This is a genomic window from Citrobacter sp. S55_ASV_140 (assembly GCF_018919505.1).
In the GTDB taxonomy this organism is placed as follows: Bacteria; Pseudomonadota; Gammaproteobacteria; order Enterobacterales; family Enterobacteriaceae; genus Citrobacter; species Citrobacter werkmanii.
In genome coordinates this window covers 1-16,777 of the sequence record NZ_JAHLQZ010000005.1, presented here as the reverse complement: position 1 = coordinate 16,777, position 16,777 = coordinate 1, and the positions used below count along the sequence as shown (strand labels likewise).

Below are 16,777 nucleotides of genomic sequence, written 5' to 3'. Positions count from 1 at the left end.
ATTTAAATCCTTATTCAAAATTAGTGGCGGCCGAAAACGGGACGTTTACGGTCAAAAGTCCATCCGGGAATCAGGTACTGCATCGGGCCTGCGTCATTACGCGCGCCGCCGGGCAGCGCCTTATAGGCCTCATGGGCTTTCTGTATCTGCTCCCAGTCCAGCTCCACGCCCAGACCGGGCGCATCGGGTACCGCAATTTTTCCGTTTTTAATCTCCAGCGGATTTTTGGTCAGACGGCAATCGCCCTCCTGCCAGATCCAGTGGGTGTCGATAGCCGTCGGGTTGCCCGGTGCCGCGGCGCCAACGTGGGTAAACATCGCCAACGAAATATCAAAATGGTTGTTGGAATGGCAGCCCCAGGTCAGGCCCCAGTCATCGCATAACTGTGCCACGCGCACCGCGCCGGAAAGGGTCCAGAAGTGCGGATCGGCCAGCGGAATATCTACTGAGTTCAGCATCACCGCATGCCCCATTTCACGCCAGTTGGTGGCGATCATATTGGTCGCCACCGGCAGACCGGTCGCACGGCGGAACTCGGCCATCACTTCGCGGCCTGAAAAACCCTGTTCGGCACCGCACGGATCTTCAGCATAAGTCAGAACATCGTTCAGCCCTTTACACAGGGAAATGGCTTCATCCAGCAGCCAGGCCCCGTTGGGATCAACCGTAATACGCGCCTCCGGGAAGCGTTTTTTCAGCGCACGAGCGGTGTCGATTTCTTGCTCGCCGGGCAGTACGCCCCCCTTGAGTTTGAAATCTTTAAAGCCGTAGCGATCTTGCGAAGCCTCTGCCAGGCGCACCACCGCTTCACTGTTCATCGCTTGCTGGTGACGCAAGTGATACCACTCATGGTGGCCCGGCGTGCTCTCCAGATACGGCAGATCGGTTTTGCTGCGATCGCCGACATAGAACAGATAGCCGAGCACAGTGACCGCATCGCGCTGCTTGCCTGGCCCTAACAGTTCACAAACCGGAACGTTCAGCGCCTTGCCCAGCAGATCGAGCAATGCGGCTTCAAGCGCGGCCACCGCATTAACCCGCAGTTCAAAGGTCCAGGCGCCTTTGCCGAAAGTGTCAAAGTCAGCGGCCTGGTTGCCTTTATGCACCTGCTGAACCACTTTATTCAGACGCGCGACTTCCTGTCCCAACACCTGTGGGATTGCATCCACCAGCGTCTGATAAATCACTTCACCGCCCGGCGCTTCACCAACCCCGGTATTGCCGGCGTTATCGGTGAGCACCACGATATTGCGGGTAAAATATGCGTTATGCGCACCGCCAATATTGAGCAGCATGCTGTCATGCCCGGCCACCGGGATGACCTTCATATCGGTAATAACGGGACTCGATTGTGTTGTCATCGTCATTGTCCTGCGACAGGTTTCAATTCGATACGTTTAATATCCCCCACCAGCACCAGATAACTGACGACAGCAATCAGCGCATGTACCCCTACGTAAATCAACGCGCCGTTAAACGAGCCGGTAGTGCCCACAATGTAGCCAATGGCAATTGGCGTGACGATGCCGGAAATGTTGCCAAACATATTGAACAGGCCGCCGCTCAGACCGCTGATCTCTTTTGGCGCGGTATCGGCCATCACCGCCCATCCCAACGCGCCGATGCCTTTGCCGAAGAAGGCCAGCGCCATAAAGCCGATGATCATCCACTCGACGTTGACGTAGTTACAGAACACCATCACCATCGATAACAGCATCCCCATGACGATTGGCGTTTTACGCGCGATATTCAGCGAACCGGTACGGCGCATCAGCCAGTCGGAAATAATGCCGCCGAGCACGCCGCCCGCAAATCCGCAAATGGCCGGGACCGAGGCAACAAAGCCGGCTTTCAGAATGGACATACCGCGCGCCTGCACCAGATAAACCGGGAACCAGGTGATAAAGAAGTAGGTCAGCGCATTAATGCAGTATTGGCCAATATAAATACCGATCATCATTCGCGAACCCAGCAGTTGTTTGATCTGCCCCCACTTCACGCTGAACGGTACTTTAGCTTTGGCTGCCGCCTGATCCATATTGATCAGCGCCCCGCCTTCGGCAATGTACTCCAGCTCTTTTTGGTTTACGCCCGGATGCTGGTTCGGTTCATGAATCACCTTCAACCAGATAAAGCTGATAACAATTCCGAGACCGCCCATAAAGAAGAACACGTGTGACCAACCCACTTCATGAGTCAGCCAACCCATGATTGGCGCGAAGATAACGGTGGCAAAGTATTGCGCCGAGTTAAAGATAGCGACCGCCGTGCCCCTTTCCTGCGCCGGGAACCACGCCGCCACAATACGACTGTTGCCGGGGAAAGAGGGGGCTTCGGCTAACCCTACGAGGAAGCGCAGGGTAAACAGCGCGACGATAATACCGAAGCCGCTAAAGATATCGACGAAGCCCTGCAGCAGGGTAAACATGGACCAGATAAAAATGGACCAGAAATAAACACGTTTGGAGCCGAAGCGATCGAGCAGCCAGCCGCCGGGGATCTGGCCGATGACATACGCCCATGAGAAAGCGGAGAATACATACCCCATGCCTACCGCATCCAGGCCAATGTCTTTGGCCATCTCCGAACCGGCAATGGATAAGGTGGCGCGATCGCCGTAGTTGAAGGATGTGACGATAAACAGCATCACCACTATCCAGTAGCGAGCGTTAGTGCGTTTTTCCGCGCTGCTCGCCGCCTGACTTAATGAACTCATTGTTGCACTCCTGAATCCTGGCTTGCGCCAGTTCATTCTGTACAGCACCTGTAGGGTGATCAGAATGAGAGGTTAGTGTGTGGCAGTTTTGGTACAGCTCAGGGCCGTTTTATTCTGACTCGCTGCCATTCCGGGAACTGACGGGAAAAGTATATGAAGGAGTGCCACTTTCCCTCACCGTGCATGAACACAACATTAGGGAGGCAGTGAGAAGTTGTTTGGGGCATAAGCCCAAAGCAATGGAAGTTAGTTCACGTAATTGGGGTTTTATTGCCGGGTGTCGGCTTCGCCTGACCCGGCCTACGGTTTTCTAATGGGGGTTGTATGCCCGTGCGGGCGAAGGATTATTTAAGCAAGGTGCCCCAGTTTTCTACCCAGGGATTAGATTCGCTTTCCGGTTCAGGATGCTCGCTGGCATCAATCAGCAGCATTTCACCTACGCGCTGCGCGCTTTGTTCCTGTAACAGCGCATCGAACTGCTTGCCGCCATTGCAAAAATTAACGTAGCTGCTGTCGCCAAGCGCAATGACGCCATAACGCAGATTCGGCTGGAAACCAAGACTATCTTTGATTCCCTGAAACAGCGGTACGATGCTATCCGGCAGATCGCCCTGCCCGGTCGTTGAGGTTACCACCAATGCATATTTATCCTGATATGCCTGCCAGTCGGTAAGCTCCGGGTCTTCAAATACCGTGGCTTTATGGCCCTGCGCAGTTAAAATCGCCTCGGCCTCTTCGGCAACCAGCAGCGCGTTTCCATACATCGTGCCGACAAAAATTCCAATTTCCGCCATAACCTTTATCTCCAGGGACTTAAGAATCTATCTGTTCATCCTGACCTGACAGCCCGCTGAACTCAACCCTTTCATTCTCCGGGAGAAGTCCACGCCAGCCAAACTGTGACAGCGCCTGCATCCAGACCTCATCCAGCCCGGCGCGAATAACCAACGGCTCGCCAGTGAAAGGATGAGTCAGCTCAAGCTGACTGGCATGCAGCATCAAGCGCTGACAGCCGAAATGCTCTGCGGCGCTGCGGTTTTGCCGTAAATCACCATGCTTGCTGTCGCCAATAATCGGATGGCGCAAGTGAGCCAAATGGCGTCTAAGCTGGTGCTTACGACCGGTCTGAGGCTCCAGTTCCACCAGCCCGTAACGGGTGGTGGGATAGCGCCCGGTCGCCACCGGCATTTCAACCGTCGCCAGACCGCGATAATGGGTGACCGCAGGCTGCGGCTCTTTATCCTCGCGGGCAAATTTATCGGCTATCTTATCCAGCTCTTCCACCAGCGGGTAATCCAGCACGGCGTCGTCCATCAGCCAGCCACGCACAATCGCATGATAGCGTTTCTGCATTTGATGATGTTCAAACTGCTGAGACAGCAACCGCCCGGCTTCGCTGGACAGCCCCATCAGCAGCACGCCGGAGGTCGGTCTGTCGAGCCGGTGGGCGGTAAACACGTGCTGACCAATCTGGTCGCGCACCGTTTGCATCACCACCACTTTCTCATCGCGGTCGAGCCAACTGCGGTGAACCAGCCAACCAGAAGGTTTATTGACCGCAACCAGCCATTCGTCCTGATAGAGGATCTCCAGCATCAGGCGTTATCACTTGTAAATAGCGCATCCAGTTCCTGCAATGCCGTCAGGAGAATGTCGCGTTGCGGGTGATCGGCCGTCAGCGCCATTTCGTAATACGGTGCGATGGCAAAAGCCTGCGGTAGCGGCTGCGCATTATCAAGCAGCGTATGCATACGGGGAATCAACACCCACTGCAGCCATTCGACCGGCTCCATGGTATCCATACAAAAAGGCTGCGTGCTGGCAAACAGATGCTCTGCTGGCTCGTCCATCCGCCAGTGATGATATTCACGCAATAGCGCTTCAAGCGCGTGTAACTGCTGGCGCACACGGTCATGAGTCGTCATGAAATTAACCTCAATGATGAAAAATCTGGCGCGAAGAATAGCATTAGTGAAAAGGAAATAAAAAAAGGGAGCACTGTAAAAACAGTGCTCCCGGTTCGTTTCGCAGCATTCCAGCTACTTTTGGTGCTCCCTGCTCATCCGTGACAACTTTTCCTGTGGTCTTGCGACCTTGTTCATCCTGAACTTTTGCATCCTGCTCACACCACCCCGATGTGAAAACTTCATCCTGAAGCGTCCTGGCCATCCTGACCCGCCGAACATCCTGACCGGCTCTCATTCTCCATCCTGGAGGTGTCCTTTAACGCATCCCGCGCTTTCCTCTTTGCTTCATCCTGAAGCCTGTCCTTGCAACACCATCCTGGTGTGTCCTGCCGAAGAGCCATCATCCTGATGTTCACTTCGTTGTGCGACTCCTTGTCGACAGATATAGAATCGCCTGTTTCGCTTTGTCTTACAAGATACCTACAGACATACCCTTAAGATAATTTTCATATGAAAGTTGACAATAAAATATTAACAAATTGAATTATAAGTAATTATTAGTTTTTCAATTCATTAAGTCTTCACTTATTACCTGGCAATGTCCTACAGGGTTTGTAAGAGATATCTCACACGATTGAGGGCAAACTGGATTATAGAACTGGCTTAAGTTGAGTGAGGAATTCCGCAAGCGAGGCCGCCAGCACCGTTCGTTGACGGGTTCCCAGCGTTTCTTTGCACACTTCACCGGACAGATTGCACACCGAGATGACATCAAGTTCGTTGTCCTGTGTGGCAATAAAAAGCGTAGGCGAGAGCTTGAGTCGCTTTTGCGTAACCAGGTGACCAATCAGGTTTTCCTGGACGCGCCTGAAGTCATCCTCACTCCAGGTTTGCAGCAACGTCAGCTTTTCATTCGCAAACTGCGCGTGCATATCCCCGGCAAACTGGGTGGTGTAAAAAGTATGAACGGCAGGTTGTATCACAATGTCAAAGGCACGTTCAACCGCATTGACGTTTTTTTCACCGACAAAAGGCTGAGGTTGCCAGTAAACCGCATCGTTAGCGGAAGAAATGATGCATGGTGAAGGTACGCCATACAGCTCTTCGCTGAGCGGCCAGCTGTTGTTTTTGTCATGCCACGCGTCGCAATAACGCGTCGTAAAGGCTGTCAACGCCTGCGCTGTCAATTCGTCCACTGATTTCTCTCTTCACAAAAGCCAGGATACACTTGTCGCATAGTGTATCTGGTTTATGACGGTGAAACATGTCTTCTTATGAAAATCATCGGGCGCTTGACGGCCTGACTCTCGGTAAATCAACGGATTACCGGGACAATTACGATGCCAGTTTGTTGCAGGGCGTTCCGCGCAGCCTCAACCGCGACCCGCTGGATTTAAAGGCCGATAATTTGCCTTTCCACGGTGCCGACATCTGGACGCTGTATGAACTGTCATGGCTGAATGCTAACGGCTTACCGCAGGTTGCGGTCGGTCATGTGGAGCTGGATTACACCAGCGTAAATCTGATTGAATCGAAAAGCTTTAAGCTGTACCTGAACAGTTTTAACCAGACGCGTTTTGACTCCTGGGAGGCGGTACGCCAGACGCTGGAAAACGATCTGCGCGCCTGCGCTCAGGGCGATGTCAGCGTGGCGCTATACCGCCTTGACGAACTGGAAGGACAACCGATCGCCCACTTTAACGGCACCTGTATCGATAATCAGGATATCGTCATTGATAACTACCAGTTCAGCACTGAATATCTGGAAAATGCCGTGAGCGGCGAAAAAGCGGTGGAAGAGACGCTGGTCAGCCATCTGCTGAAATCCAACTGTCTGATCACCCACCAGCCCGACTGGGGCTCCATACAAATTCAGTATCGCGGACGCAAAATCGACCGGGAGAAGCTGCTGCGTTATCTGGTCTCCTTCCGCCACCATAATGAATTTCACGAGCAGTGCGTGGAGCGTATTTTCAATGACATTCTGCGCTTCTGCCAGCCGGAGAAACTGAGCGTCTACGCGCGCTACACGCGGCGTGGCGGTCTGGACATTAACCCATGGCGCACCAATACCGATTTCACGCCAGCTACGGGCCGACTGGTACGTCAGTAATCTTTTTTCTCAATTTTGCGTGTCGGATTCCGCGCGCAAGGTTGTGAAAGGCCATCAGCCAGGGCTATTGTAACTACCAGGGAATGACGTTTTGCGTCCCATAAGGAGTCTACTTGATTACACATATTAGCCCACTTGGCTCAATGGACATGTTGTCGCAGTTGGAAGTCGAATTACTTAAACGCACGGCCAGCAGCGACCTGTATCAACTGTTTCGTAACTGTTCACTTGCCGTTCTGAACTCCGGTAGTCTGACCGACAACAGCAAAGAACTGCTGTCCCGCTTTGAAAATTTCGATATTAACGTGCTGCGCCGCGAACGGGGCGTGAAGCTGGAGCTGATTAACCCGCCTGAAGATGCGTTTGTTGATGGGCGCATCATTCGTGCGCTGCAGGCCAACCTGTTTGCCGTGCTGCGCGACATTCTGTTCGTCAATGCTCAGATCCATAACGCGGGTCGTTTTCAGCATCTGGATCTCGAAAGTTCAGTGCATATTACCAACCTGGTGTTCTCGATCCTGCGTAACGCCCGAGCGCTACATGTCGGTGAAGCGCCGAACATGGTCGTCTGCTGGGGCGGTCACTCAATTAACGAAAATGAATACCTGTATGCGCGTCGCGTCGGCACCCAGTTAGGCCTGCGTGAGTTGAACATCTGTACCGGCTGCGGTCCGGGAGCGATGGAAGCGCCAATGAAAGGCGCAGCGGTCGGTCACGCCCAGCAGCGTTACAAAGACAGCCGCTTTATTGGTATGACCGAACCGTCAATCATCGCCGCTGAGCCGCCTAACCCGCTGGTTAACGAACTGATCATCATGCCGGACATTGAAAAACGTCTGGAAGCGTTCGTGCGCATCGCCCACGGTATTATCATCTTCCCGGGTGGCGTCGGGACTGCGGAAGAGCTGTTGTATCTGCTGGGGATCCTGATGAACCCGGCTAATAAAGATCAGGTGCTACCGCTGATTTTGACCGGACCAAAAGAGAGCGCCGATTACTTCCGCGTGCTGGACGAGTTTATCGTACACACGCTGGGGGAAGATGCCCGCCGACACTATCGCATTATCATTGACGATGCGGCTGAAGTTGCGCGCTTGATGAAAAAAGCGATGCCGTTGGTAAAAGAGAACCGTCGCGACACCGGAGACGCCTACAGCTTTAACTGGTCGATTCGTATCGCACCTGATTTACAGATGCCGTTCGAGCCGTCCCATGAAAACATGGCTAACCTGAAACTGTATCCGGATCAACCCGTTGAAGTTCTGGCGGCCGACCTGCGTCGTGCATTCTCGGGTATTGTGGCCGGTAACGTGAAGGAGGTCGGCATTCGTGCCATCGAAGAGTTTGGCCCGTACAAAATCCACGGTGACCGCGAAATGATGCGCCGCATGGACGATCTCCTGCAGGGATTCGTTGCGCAGCATCGTATGAAGTTGCCAGGCTCCGCGTACATCCCTTGCTACGAGATCTGCGCCTGACCTTCAACACCCGATAGCAGACGCTCTCGTGGTGACAGTTTTGTCCATATCAAAGCCGGGTTTGGCGCAGTCGCCTCCCGGCTTTTTTTAGTGATACCAGTCACATAGCTCAGACGATTATATAAATACCAATGATATGTCGTTAAAAATCACGCGCCACGCAAACGATTACTTCCAAAAACCAACCGTTATTTATCTCAGGAAATTATTATTAGTCGCCAAAATCCTCTAAAAACAACAGTTTTTACAGCGTAACGCTCGTATCTTCGCGCCTTCGCTTTCATGAGATATGTCGTTAATGTTAGCCTCTGCGCCCGTAAATTCGCTTTGACTATTTTTTAACAGATTAATGGTCCAAATTTATCCACATAAAAGGTGGATTATTGCATTTGGGATCGCGATCACTGATACATTCATTACTAAAATGTATCTTTCCGCCCGCAAATTATTACGGCGAAAAATTATATAAAAAATCGCTCAACGAATTTCGATTTACAGTCGGGTTCTTTCTCATTGGATTGACCCCAAACCCGACTTTTTAAGCTTCCTCCAGGAGAAATAGATGGAAAACACTCAAACCAGCACTATCGTTACGGGCCAGACCCGCAGCGCATGGCGCAAGACGGATACCATGTGGATGCTGGGCCTTTACGGCACGGCGATTGGCGCGGGTGTATTGTTCCTGCCGATTAACGCAGGTGTAGGCGGTATGATCCCGCTGATCATCATGGCAATCCTTGCCTTCCCAATGACCTTCTTTGCACACCGTGGCCTGACCCGCTTCGTGTTGTCCGGTAAAAACCCGGGTGAAGACATTACTGAAGTTGTAGAAGAACACTTTGGCGTTGGCGCAGGTAAACTGATTACCCTGCTCTACTTCTTCGCAATCTACCCGATTCTGTTGGTTTACAGCGTAGCAATCACCAATACCGTTGAAAGCTTCCTGACCCACCAGCTGGCGATTACTCCGCCGCCGCGTGCCATCCTGTCTCTGATCCTGATTGTCGGCATGATGACCATCGTGCGCTTCGGTGAGCAGATGATCGTGAAGGCGATGAGCATCCTGGTATTCCCGTTTGTTGCTGCCCTGATGCTGCTGGCTCTGTACCTGATCCCTCAGTGGAGCGGCGCGGCGCTGGAAACACTCTCTTTTGACTCTGCGGCTTCTACCGGCAACGGTCTGTGGATGACTCTGTGGCTGGCGATTCCGGTAATGGTGTTCTCCTTCAACCACTCTCCGATCATCTCCTCCTTCGCCGTGGCGAAGCGTGAAGAGTACGGTGATGACGCTGAGAAGAAATGCTCCAAAATCCTGGCATTCGCTCACATCATGATGGTACTGACCGTTATGTTCTTCGTTTTCAGCTGTGTACTGAGCCTGACCCCGGCGGATCTGGCTGCAGCGAAAGAGCAGAACATCTCTATCCTGTCTTACCTGGCGAACCACTTCAACGCGCCGATTATCGCCTGGATGGCGCCAATCATCGCGATGATCGCTATCACCAAATCCTTCCTCGGCCACTACCTGGGCGCACGTGAAGGTTTCAACGGTATGGTGATTAAGTCTCTGCGCGGCAAAGGCAAAACCATCGAAATCAACAAACTGAACAAAATCACTGCGCTGTTCATGCTGGTAACCACCTGGATTGTGGCGACGCTGAACCCAAGCATCCTCGGTATGATTGAGACCCTGGGCGGCCCAATCATCGCGATGATTCTGTTCCTGATGCCGATGTATGCCATTCAGAAAGTACCGGCAATGCGTAAATACAGCGGCCATATCAGCAACGTCTTCGTTGTAATTATGGGCCTGATCGCTATCTCCGCAATTTCCTACTCTCTGTTCAGTTAATTCCCCTGCGCCGCTCCCCGGGGCGGCGCACCTCGATACACAATGGACGCCTCATGATTAGCGTATTCGATATTTTCAAAATCGGCATTGGCCCTTCCAGCTCCCATACTGTTGGCCCGATGAAAGCAGGCAAACAATTCACGGATGACCTGATTGCACGCGGAATTCTCACTGACGTAACCCGCGTAGTGGTTGATGTTTATGGTTCTTTGTCCCTGACGGGGAAAGGTCACCATACCGATATCGCAATTATTATGGGTCTGGCGGGTAATCTGCCGGATACCGTAGACATTGATGCCATCCCGGCCTTTATCCAGGATGTGAACACTCATGGGCGTTTGCTGTTGGCGGACGGTCAACATGAGGTCGAATTCCCGGTCGACAAGTGCATGAATTTCCATACGGACAATCTGTCCCTGCACGAAAACGGGATGCGTATTACTGCACTGGCGGGCGAAAAAGCCGTTTACAGCCAGACTTACTATTCCATTGGCGGTGGGTTCATCGTTGATGAAGAACACTTTGGTTTACCGAACAGCGCTCCGGTAAACGTACCGTATCCGTATAAATCTGCGGCGGATTTGCAACGTCATTGCCAGGAGACCGGCCTGTCGCTTTCCGGCCTGATGATGCAAAACGAACTGGCGCTGCACAGCAAAGAAGAGCTGGAACAGCACTTTGCCAACGTCTGGGAAGTGATGCGTAGCGGGATTGAGCGCGGTATCACCACCGAAGGCGTATTGCCGGGTAAACTGCGCGTTCCGCGTCGTGCGGCGGCGCTACGTCGTATGCTGGTAAGCCAGGACAAAACCACCACTGACCCGATGGCGGTTGTTGACTGGATCAACATGTTCGCGCTGGCCGTGAATGAAGAAAACGCTGCCGGTGGACGTGTGGTTACCGCGCCAACCAACGGCGCATGCGGGATTGTTCCTGCCGTGCTGGCTTACTACGACAAGTTTATCCGCGAAGTGAACGCTAACTCGCTGGCACGCTACATGCTGGTCGCGAGCGCCATCGGTTCACTGTACAAGATGAACGCCTCTATCTCCGGCGCCGAAGTCGGCTGTCAGGGAGAGGTTGGCGTAGCCTGCTCCATGGCAGCTGCCGGTCTGGCTGAACTGCTGGGCGGTAGCCCAACGCAGGTATGCATCGCGGCGGAAATCGGTATGGAACACAACCTGGGTCTGACCTGCGATCCCGTTGCTGGCCAGGTTCAGGTACCGTGCATTGAGCGTAATGCCATTGCTTCGGTCAAAGCGGTTAACGCCGCGCGTATGGCGCTGCGCCGTACCAGCGAACCGCGCGTGTGCCTCGATAAAGTCATCGAGACCATGTACGAAACCGGGAAAGACATGAATGCCAAATACCGCGAAACCTCTCGCGGCGGTCTGGCGATGAAGATTGTCTCCTGCGATTAAAGCCCTGCCTATTGCCGGATGGCGGCTGACGCCTCATCCGGCAAAATGTTGATTTCAGATATTCGCCTCCCCCCGCCGTGAATGTTACCCTACAGCCTGATTTGTTAGGGAGAACACCGTGGCCGTCCACTTACTTATTGTCGATGCACTGAATCTTATCCGCCGCATTCACGCCGTACAGGGATCTCCCTGCGTGGAGACGTGCCAGCACGCGCTCGATCAATTAATTGTGCACAGTCAGCCCACGCACGCCGTGGCGGTATTTGATGATGAAGCGCGCAATAGCGGTTGGCGTCACCAAAGACTGCCTGACTACAAAGCCGGTCGTCCACCGATGCCAGATGACTTGCATCAGGAAATGCCCGCCTTACGCGCCGCTTTTGAACAGCGCGGCGTCTGCTGCTGGGTCTCCAGCGGTAATGAAGCCGACGATTTAGCCGCTACGCTGGCGGTTAAAGTTTGCCAGGCGGGACACCAGGCCACCATCGTCTCCACCGATAAAGGCTACTGTCAGTTGCTCTCCCCGACGCTGCGTATTCGCGACTATTTTCAGAAGCGCTGGCTGGATGCACCGTTCATTGAGAAAGAATTTGGCGTGCTGCCGCAACAACTGCCCGATTACTGGGGGCTGGCCGGGATCGGTAGTTCAAAGGTTCCTGGCGTGGCAGGTATTGGCCCCAAAAGCGCCACACAATTGCTGACGCTGTTTCCAACGCTGGAAGGGATTTACGCGCATCTTGATGAGGTACCGGAAAAGTGGCGCAAGAAGCTTGAGATGCATAAAGAAATGGCGTTTCTGTGTCGCGATATCGCACGGCTGCAAACGGACTTACATATCGACGGGAATTTACAGCAGCTACGGCTGGCTCGGTAGTGTTATTACCGGATGGTGGTGTAAACACCTTATCCGGCCTACTTATCGTACAACCCTGTAGGCCGGATAAACGCCGGGTGATTACCAGGCGGTATGGTACAGCTCAACGATATCGCCCAGGCTCGCTTCACGCGGATTTCCCCCGGTACAGACATCATCAAATGCAGCCTGCGCCAGCGCAGGAATATCCTCTTTGCGTACGCCAACATCGCGCAGGTGCCGCGGGATCCCAACATCGTGGTTAAGGGCAAATACCGCATCCACTGCCGCTTTCCGTGCTTCTGCCAGCGTCAGTCCTTCAACCTTCACCCCCATTACCCGGGCGATATCGCGGAATTTCTCCCCGGTGTATTCGGCGTTATAGTGCATCACATGCGGCAGCAAAATGGCATTTGCGACGCCGTGCGGGGTGTTATAAAACGCGCCCAGCGGGTGCGCCATGCCATGTACTAATCCCAGACCAACGTTGGAAAAACCCATTCCCGCCACATACTGGCCCAGCGCCATCGCTTCCCCCGCCTGACTGTCGCCCGCGACCGATCCGCGTAAAGCCCCGGCAATAATTTCAATCGCTTTAAGATGCAGCGCATCGGTAAGCGCCCACGCCGCGCGCGTGATGTATCCTTCAATGGCATGGGTCAGGGCATCCACACCCGTCGCCGCTTTTAACGCCGCAGGCATGCCGTCCATCATGTCAGCATCGATATACGCCACCTGCGGAATATCGTGTGGATCGACACAAACAAACTTACGCCGGTTTTCTTCATCCGTGATCACATAGTTAATGGTCACTTCCGCCGCCGTCCCTGCTGTGGTTGGGATAGCCATAACCGGCACGCTCGGGCAGCGCGTCGGGGATAACCCTTCGAGGCTGCGTACATCCGCAAACTCAGGGTTATTGTTGATAATGCCAATCGCTTTACAGGTATCCTGCGGGGAGCCTCCGCCAATGGCTATAAGATAGTCTGCGCCACTTTGCTCAAAGACCGCCAATCCTTCCTGCACCACCGCAATGGTTGGGTTAGGAATAACACCTGAATAGATGTCCCACGCCAGGCCTGCGGCATCCATCCGGGACGTCACCTTCTCGACAACACCGCACCGCACCAGGTTTTCGTCGGTCACAATCAGCGCCTTGCGATAACCACGACGGATGACTTCATCGGTCAATGCACCAACAGCTCCCCGGCCAAACCATGCCGTTTCGTTCAGAATCATTCTGTTCGCCATCGTATTTCTCCTTTTCGCTATGCGAAATTACTCTTCAATTCGTAATCCGTAAGATTTGAATTTCTCCAGCACAATAGCGATCTCCTCATCGTCCAACACCGGAACCGGATCAACAATGGCCAGGGTGCTCAGATAAAGGCGCGCCAGAACTTCCACTTCATGCGCCAACCACAGTGCTTTTTCCAGATTCGCTTCACAAGCAATCAGCCCATGGTGCTGTAAAAGCGTTGCCTTACGGTTTTTCAGGGCAACGCTCACATGCTCTGACAGCTCTCGTGTACCAAACGTCGCATAAGGCGCACACGGAATAGAGTTTCCCCCCGCCGCCGCAATCATGTAATGGATTGCCGGAATTGGACGGTTGAGAATCGAAACGGCCGTACAATGCACAGCATGGTTATGGACGACCGCATTGGCGTCCGGACGCGTCTGGTAAGCCGCCAGGTGAAAACGCCATTCGCTGGAGGGTAACTGACCTTTATCATATTTTCCGTCGTTATCTACATACACGATCATGTTTTCAGTAAGTCTTTCATAAGGAATACCGCTGGGCGTAATCAACATCCCATTCTCATATCGCGCACTCACATTTCCCGCCGTCCCCTGATTTAATCCAAGGCTGGTCATTTCAAGACAGGTTTCAATGATTTCTCGTGACAAACGCATTCTTTCCATAATGATTCTCCGGGTACAGTTTCTCCTCGTCTTTAATTGCGAAAAATGTAGCCGCAGAGTAAGACGGGTCAGGTTTCAGATATGGGCAGCCACTGAATGTGTTTATTCAGATCCAGTTGGCCGATTTATTTATAGCAACGTATTATTGTTGTCTTACGCGCTTAATAAGTTTCATCGGTACTTTTACAGTTTCTTTAATAGGTTGGTCGTCTATGGCACTCATCATCATATCGAATGCTTTTTCCGCCCAAACATTTTCATCCTGCTGCATTGACCAGACATTATTGGCGAGGAATCCCAGCATCGGATGTTCATCGAATGTGCCAATATTAATATCAGGTGGAATTGTGCCGAAACGATGGCGAATAGCGTTAATAGCACCTTCCAGTACGGGTAATGATGAGGCTATAAACGCCTGTGGCCGCCCCTGTTCACCAATCAATCTATCCATCAGTTGAAAGCCACCTTCAGGAGTGTTGTCAGGACCTTCACGCACCCAATCACGGTGATGAATACCATTATTCTTCAAAGAATTAAGGTAACCTTGCAGACGATCGCCAATACTGGGTAATCCGGTATCTCCGACTAAAAACCAGATTGGAGCCTTTCCGGCATCAAACAAACTTTGCGTCAACTTTTCGCCACCTAAAATATTATGACTTTCAACCAATGCGTTATCGGTATACTTAAAATCACGGTCCAGTAACACCATCGGTTTTCTGACCTGGCGTAAATGGTGTTGCTGATTCTCCAATGTAGAGGGAACAATAAAAAGGCCATCAACATTGCGAGCGATTAACGCTTTGGTCAATTTATTTTCGTAATCAACATCATCATAGGTACAGCTAATCATTAACTGATAACCGGAGCGACGACAGCGTTGCTCAAGTTTCTCGGCGAGAGTGGCAAAAAAAACGTTGGAAATATTGGGAACAATCAGTCCCAATGTATCCGTTTTATTCAATTTCAGGCTACGGGCTGAATGGTTTATGACGTAACCATAGCGCTCAACATATTCATTAATACGCGTTTGGGTTTTGACACTGATTCGATATTGCTCTGCTTTCCCGTTCAGCACCAGTCGTACGGTCGTAACCGATAAATTCAGATCGCTGGCTATCTGTTCTACTGTTTTAGCCATTTATATGCCCCAGTCCACATCCAAAAACGTCAATCTCCAATCATAAAAGTATTTTAAACTTTTGTCTTACTGCATAAGTTGGTTAATCGCCTGCTGCTGATCCCACATCATCAGATAAGCCTGGTATTTGCGGTCATAGAAGTCCAGCCGTGCCGGATTAGCCTTAATAATCTCGCCGGAGCGAACCATCGCCTGGCATGCAGATGGAATATTCGCCCACGCGCCGCTTGCTACCGCGCCGGTGATAGCTGCCCCTAACGTCACTGCATCTTCCTCCTGCATAAGATGAATATCGCATCCGGTAGCATCGGCATATTCCCGCATCCACAGCGGGTTATGCGTTGCGCCGCCGCACAGCGCCAGTCGGGAAATGGTATGGCCGTTTTCACGCATCACTTCCATAATGTGCCGCGTGCCGCAGGCAATCGCCTGTAACGTCGCCAGGTACAGACGAGCCACCTGCATCTCGCCTCGCTCAAGAGTCAAGCCGCAGACGCTGCCCCGTGCATCGGGTCGCGCGCGGGGGGAGCGATTGCCATGGTGATCGGCCAGCACATGCAAATAACGACCAGGTTCAGACTCCTTCCTCTCAAGTTCCGCAACCCATTCGTTGACTAAAACGATCGGATGGCAACCCCGCGCTTCGGCCTTATGAAATAGCTCGGCACTCGCGCCTGATTCCTGGAGCGTCCAGTCGACCAATGCCCCAGCAGCGCTTTGCCCTCCCTCCGTCAACCAGTAACCAGGCAGCATGGCAGACCAATACGGTCCCCATACGCCCGGCGTATAAATTTCCTGTTTGCTGCACAGCATATGGCAGTTTGACGTTCCGCTAATCAACGCTAACGTTCCCGTAGGCTCAACGCCAGCAAGCGCCAAACCGCCTGCATGGGCATCAATCATCCCACTGGCGACGACAACTGCCGTCGTCAGCCCCAGCGCCTGGGCCGCATCGGCGCTAAGCGTTCCCACGGCGGCGCCTGGCGGAAGAATATGCGACGGGATTTTGCCCGTTAAATCCGTTAATTCTACGGCGTCGAGCAGAGAGTGGCTAAAGCGTTGTTCATGGGCCAGATAGTTCCATTTACAGGTCAGCGTACACAGACCGGCAACGTCACTCCCGGTGGCTTTACAGACAAGATAGTCAGCCAAATCGTAAAAACGATGCGCACTGTGCCAAGTTGCAGGGAAGTGTTTTTTTAGCCACAGCACCTTGGGAAGCTCCATTTCGACGCTGACTTCACCGCCAACGTAACGCAGAGCCGGATCCCGCGTAGCGTTAATATGCTGAGCTTCCTGCACCGCGCGATGATCCATCCACATAATGATGTTATGGTCTGATGGTTCGCCTGGTGAAACCGCCAGGCCCT

At 52.8% G+C, this 16,777-nt stretch carries 15 protein-coding genes; 5 read left to right on the top strand and 10 right to left on the bottom strand.

Annotated elements, in window-relative coordinates:
* Positions 1-20: 20 nt before the first annotated feature.
* From KQJ18_RS01885 to syd, 6 genes are all read right to left on the bottom strand, one after another.
* Positions 21-1,361, bottom strand: a complete 1,341-nt coding sequence (locus KQJ18_RS01885; protein WP_038633213.1) for an enolase C-terminal domain-like protein — start codon at positions 1,359-1,361, stop codon at positions 21-23.
* A gap of 2 nt (positions 1,362-1,363) precedes the next feature.
* Positions 1,364-2,716 (bottom strand): galactarate/glucarate/glycerate transporter GudP, encoded by a 1,353-nt coding sequence (gene gudP, locus KQJ18_RS01880; RefSeq protein WP_061382367.1) that lies wholly within the window; start codon positions 2,714-2,716, stop codon positions 1,364-1,366.
* Between the two features lie 344 nt (positions 2,717-3,060).
* Positions 3,061-3,510, bottom strand: a complete 450-nt coding sequence (locus KQJ18_RS01875; protein ID WP_038633219.1) for a flavodoxin — start codon at positions 3,508-3,510, stop codon at positions 3,061-3,063.
* Positions 3,511-3,529: 19 nt separating this feature from the next.
* Positions 3,530-4,312 carry a tRNA pseudouridine(65) synthase TruC gene (gene truC / locus KQJ18_RS01870; protein WP_042310721.1) on the bottom strand — a complete coding sequence of 261 codons (783 nt, stop codon included), beginning with the start codon at positions 4,310-4,312 and terminating at the stop codon, positions 3,530-3,532.
* Positions 4,312-4,641, bottom strand: a complete 330-nt coding sequence (locus KQJ18_RS01865; RefSeq protein ID WP_216421312.1) for a YqcC family protein — start codon at positions 4,639-4,641, stop codon at positions 4,312-4,314. Before KQJ18_RS01865 ends, truC begins: the two co-directional genes overlap by 1 nt.
* Before the next feature lie 632 nt (positions 4,642-5,273).
* Complete coding sequence (syd, locus tag KQJ18_RS01860) at positions 5,274-5,819, bottom strand: SecY-interacting protein (protein WP_216421311.1); 546 nt, start codon at positions 5,817-5,819, stop codon at positions 5,274-5,276.
* Between the two features lie 68 nt (positions 5,820-5,887).
* On the opposite strand from syd, the gene queF reads away from it, so the two are divergent.
* From queF to xni, 5 genes are all read left to right on the top strand, one after another.
* On the top strand, positions 5,888-6,736 hold the full coding sequence (gene queF, locus KQJ18_RS01855) for an NADPH-dependent 7-cyano-7-deazaguanine reductase QueF (RefSeq protein ID WP_038633229.1): 849 nt from the start codon (positions 5,888-5,890) through the stop codon (positions 6,734-6,736).
* Between the two features lie 113 nt (positions 6,737-6,849).
* The gene (ppnN, locus tag KQJ18_RS01850) at positions 6,850-8,214 is read left to right on the top strand and encodes a nucleotide 5'-monophosphate nucleosidase PpnN (protein WP_038633231.1); all 1,365 of its coding nucleotides are present in this window, start codon (positions 6,850-6,852) and stop codon (positions 8,212-8,214) included.
* 562 nt (positions 8,215-8,776) lie between these two features.
* Positions 8,777-10,066, top strand: coding sequence for an HAAAP family serine/threonine permease (locus KQJ18_RS01845; RefSeq protein ID WP_006687002.1), 1,290 nt, complete (start codon positions 8,777-8,779; stop codon positions 10,064-10,066).
* 53 nt (positions 10,067-10,119) lie between these two features.
* A complete protein-coding gene (locus tag KQJ18_RS01840) occupies positions 10,120-11,487 on the top strand; it encodes an L-serine ammonia-lyase (protein ID WP_085048811.1) in 1,368 nt (455 codons plus the stop codon).
* A 118-nt stretch (positions 11,488-11,605) separates the two neighbouring features.
* On the top strand, positions 11,606-12,361 hold the full coding sequence (gene xni, locus KQJ18_RS01835; protein WP_121529498.1) for a flap endonuclease Xni: 756 nt from the start codon (positions 11,606-11,608) through the stop codon (positions 12,359-12,361).
* Positions 12,362-12,442: 81 nt separating this feature from the next.
* On the opposite strand, the gene fucO is transcribed toward xni, so the two are convergent.
* From fucO to KQJ18_RS01815, 4 genes are all read right to left on the bottom strand, one after another.
* Positions 12,443-13,591, bottom strand: a complete 1,149-nt coding sequence (gene fucO, locus KQJ18_RS01830; RefSeq protein WP_216421310.1) for a lactaldehyde reductase — start codon at positions 13,589-13,591, stop codon at positions 12,443-12,445.
* A gap of 27 nt (positions 13,592-13,618) precedes the next feature.
* Positions 13,619-14,266, bottom strand: a complete 648-nt coding sequence (gene fucA / locus KQJ18_RS01825; protein ID WP_003034062.1) for an L-fuculose-phosphate aldolase — start codon at positions 14,264-14,266, stop codon at positions 13,619-13,621.
* Between the two features lie 142 nt (positions 14,267-14,408).
* On the bottom strand, positions 14,409-15,407 hold the full coding sequence (locus tag KQJ18_RS01820) for a LacI family DNA-binding transcriptional regulator (protein WP_038633242.1): 999 nt from the start codon (positions 15,405-15,407) through the stop codon (positions 14,409-14,411).
* Positions 15,408-15,473: 66 nt separating this feature from the next.
* Positions 15,474-16,777 (bottom strand): FGGY family pentulose kinase (locus tag KQJ18_RS01815; protein WP_216421308.1); only part of this gene is annotated, 1,304 nt, incomplete at its 5' end.

What these genes read in the sequence shown, in the direction of transcription:
- KQJ18_RS01885 (WP_038633213.1), bottom strand. Translation starts at nt 1,361, where the DNA reads ATGACAACACAATCGAGTCCCGTTATTACCGATATGAAGGTCATCCCG.
- gudP (WP_061382367.1), bottom strand. Translation starts at nt 2,716, where the DNA reads ATGAGTTCATTAAGTCAGGCGGCGAGCAGCGCGGAAAAACGCACTAAC.
- KQJ18_RS01875 (WP_038633219.1), bottom strand. Translation starts at nt 3,510, where the DNA reads ATGGCGGAAATTGGAATTTTTGTCGGCACGATGTATGGAAACGCGCTG.
- truC (WP_042310721.1), bottom strand. Translation starts at nt 4,312, where the DNA reads ATGCTGGAGATCCTCTATCAGGACGAATGGCTGGTTGCGGTCAATAAA.
- KQJ18_RS01865 (WP_216421312.1), bottom strand. Translation starts at nt 4,641, where the DNA reads ATGACGACTCATGACCGTGTGCGCCAGCAGTTACACGCGCTTGAAGCG.
- queF (WP_038633229.1), top strand. Translation starts at nt 5,888, where the DNA reads ATGTCTTCTTATGAAAATCATCGGGCGCTTGACGGCCTGACTCTCGGT.
- KQJ18_RS01845 (WP_006687002.1), top strand. Translation starts at nt 8,777, where the DNA reads ATGGAAAACACTCAAACCAGCACTATCGTTACGGGCCAGACCCGCAGC.
- KQJ18_RS01840 (WP_085048811.1), top strand. Translation starts at nt 10,120, where the DNA reads ATGATTAGCGTATTCGATATTTTCAAAATCGGCATTGGCCCTTCCAGC.
- fucO (WP_216421310.1), bottom strand. Translation starts at nt 13,591, where the DNA reads ATGGCGAACAGAATGATTCTGAACGAAACGGCATGGTTTGGCCGGGGA.
- fucA (WP_003034062.1), bottom strand. Translation starts at nt 14,266, where the DNA reads ATGGAAAGAATGCGTTTGTCACGAGAAATCATTGAAACCTGTCTTGAA.
- KQJ18_RS01820 (WP_038633242.1), bottom strand. Translation starts at nt 15,407, where the DNA reads ATGGCTAAAACAGTAGAACAGATAGCCAGCGATCTGAATTTATCGGTT.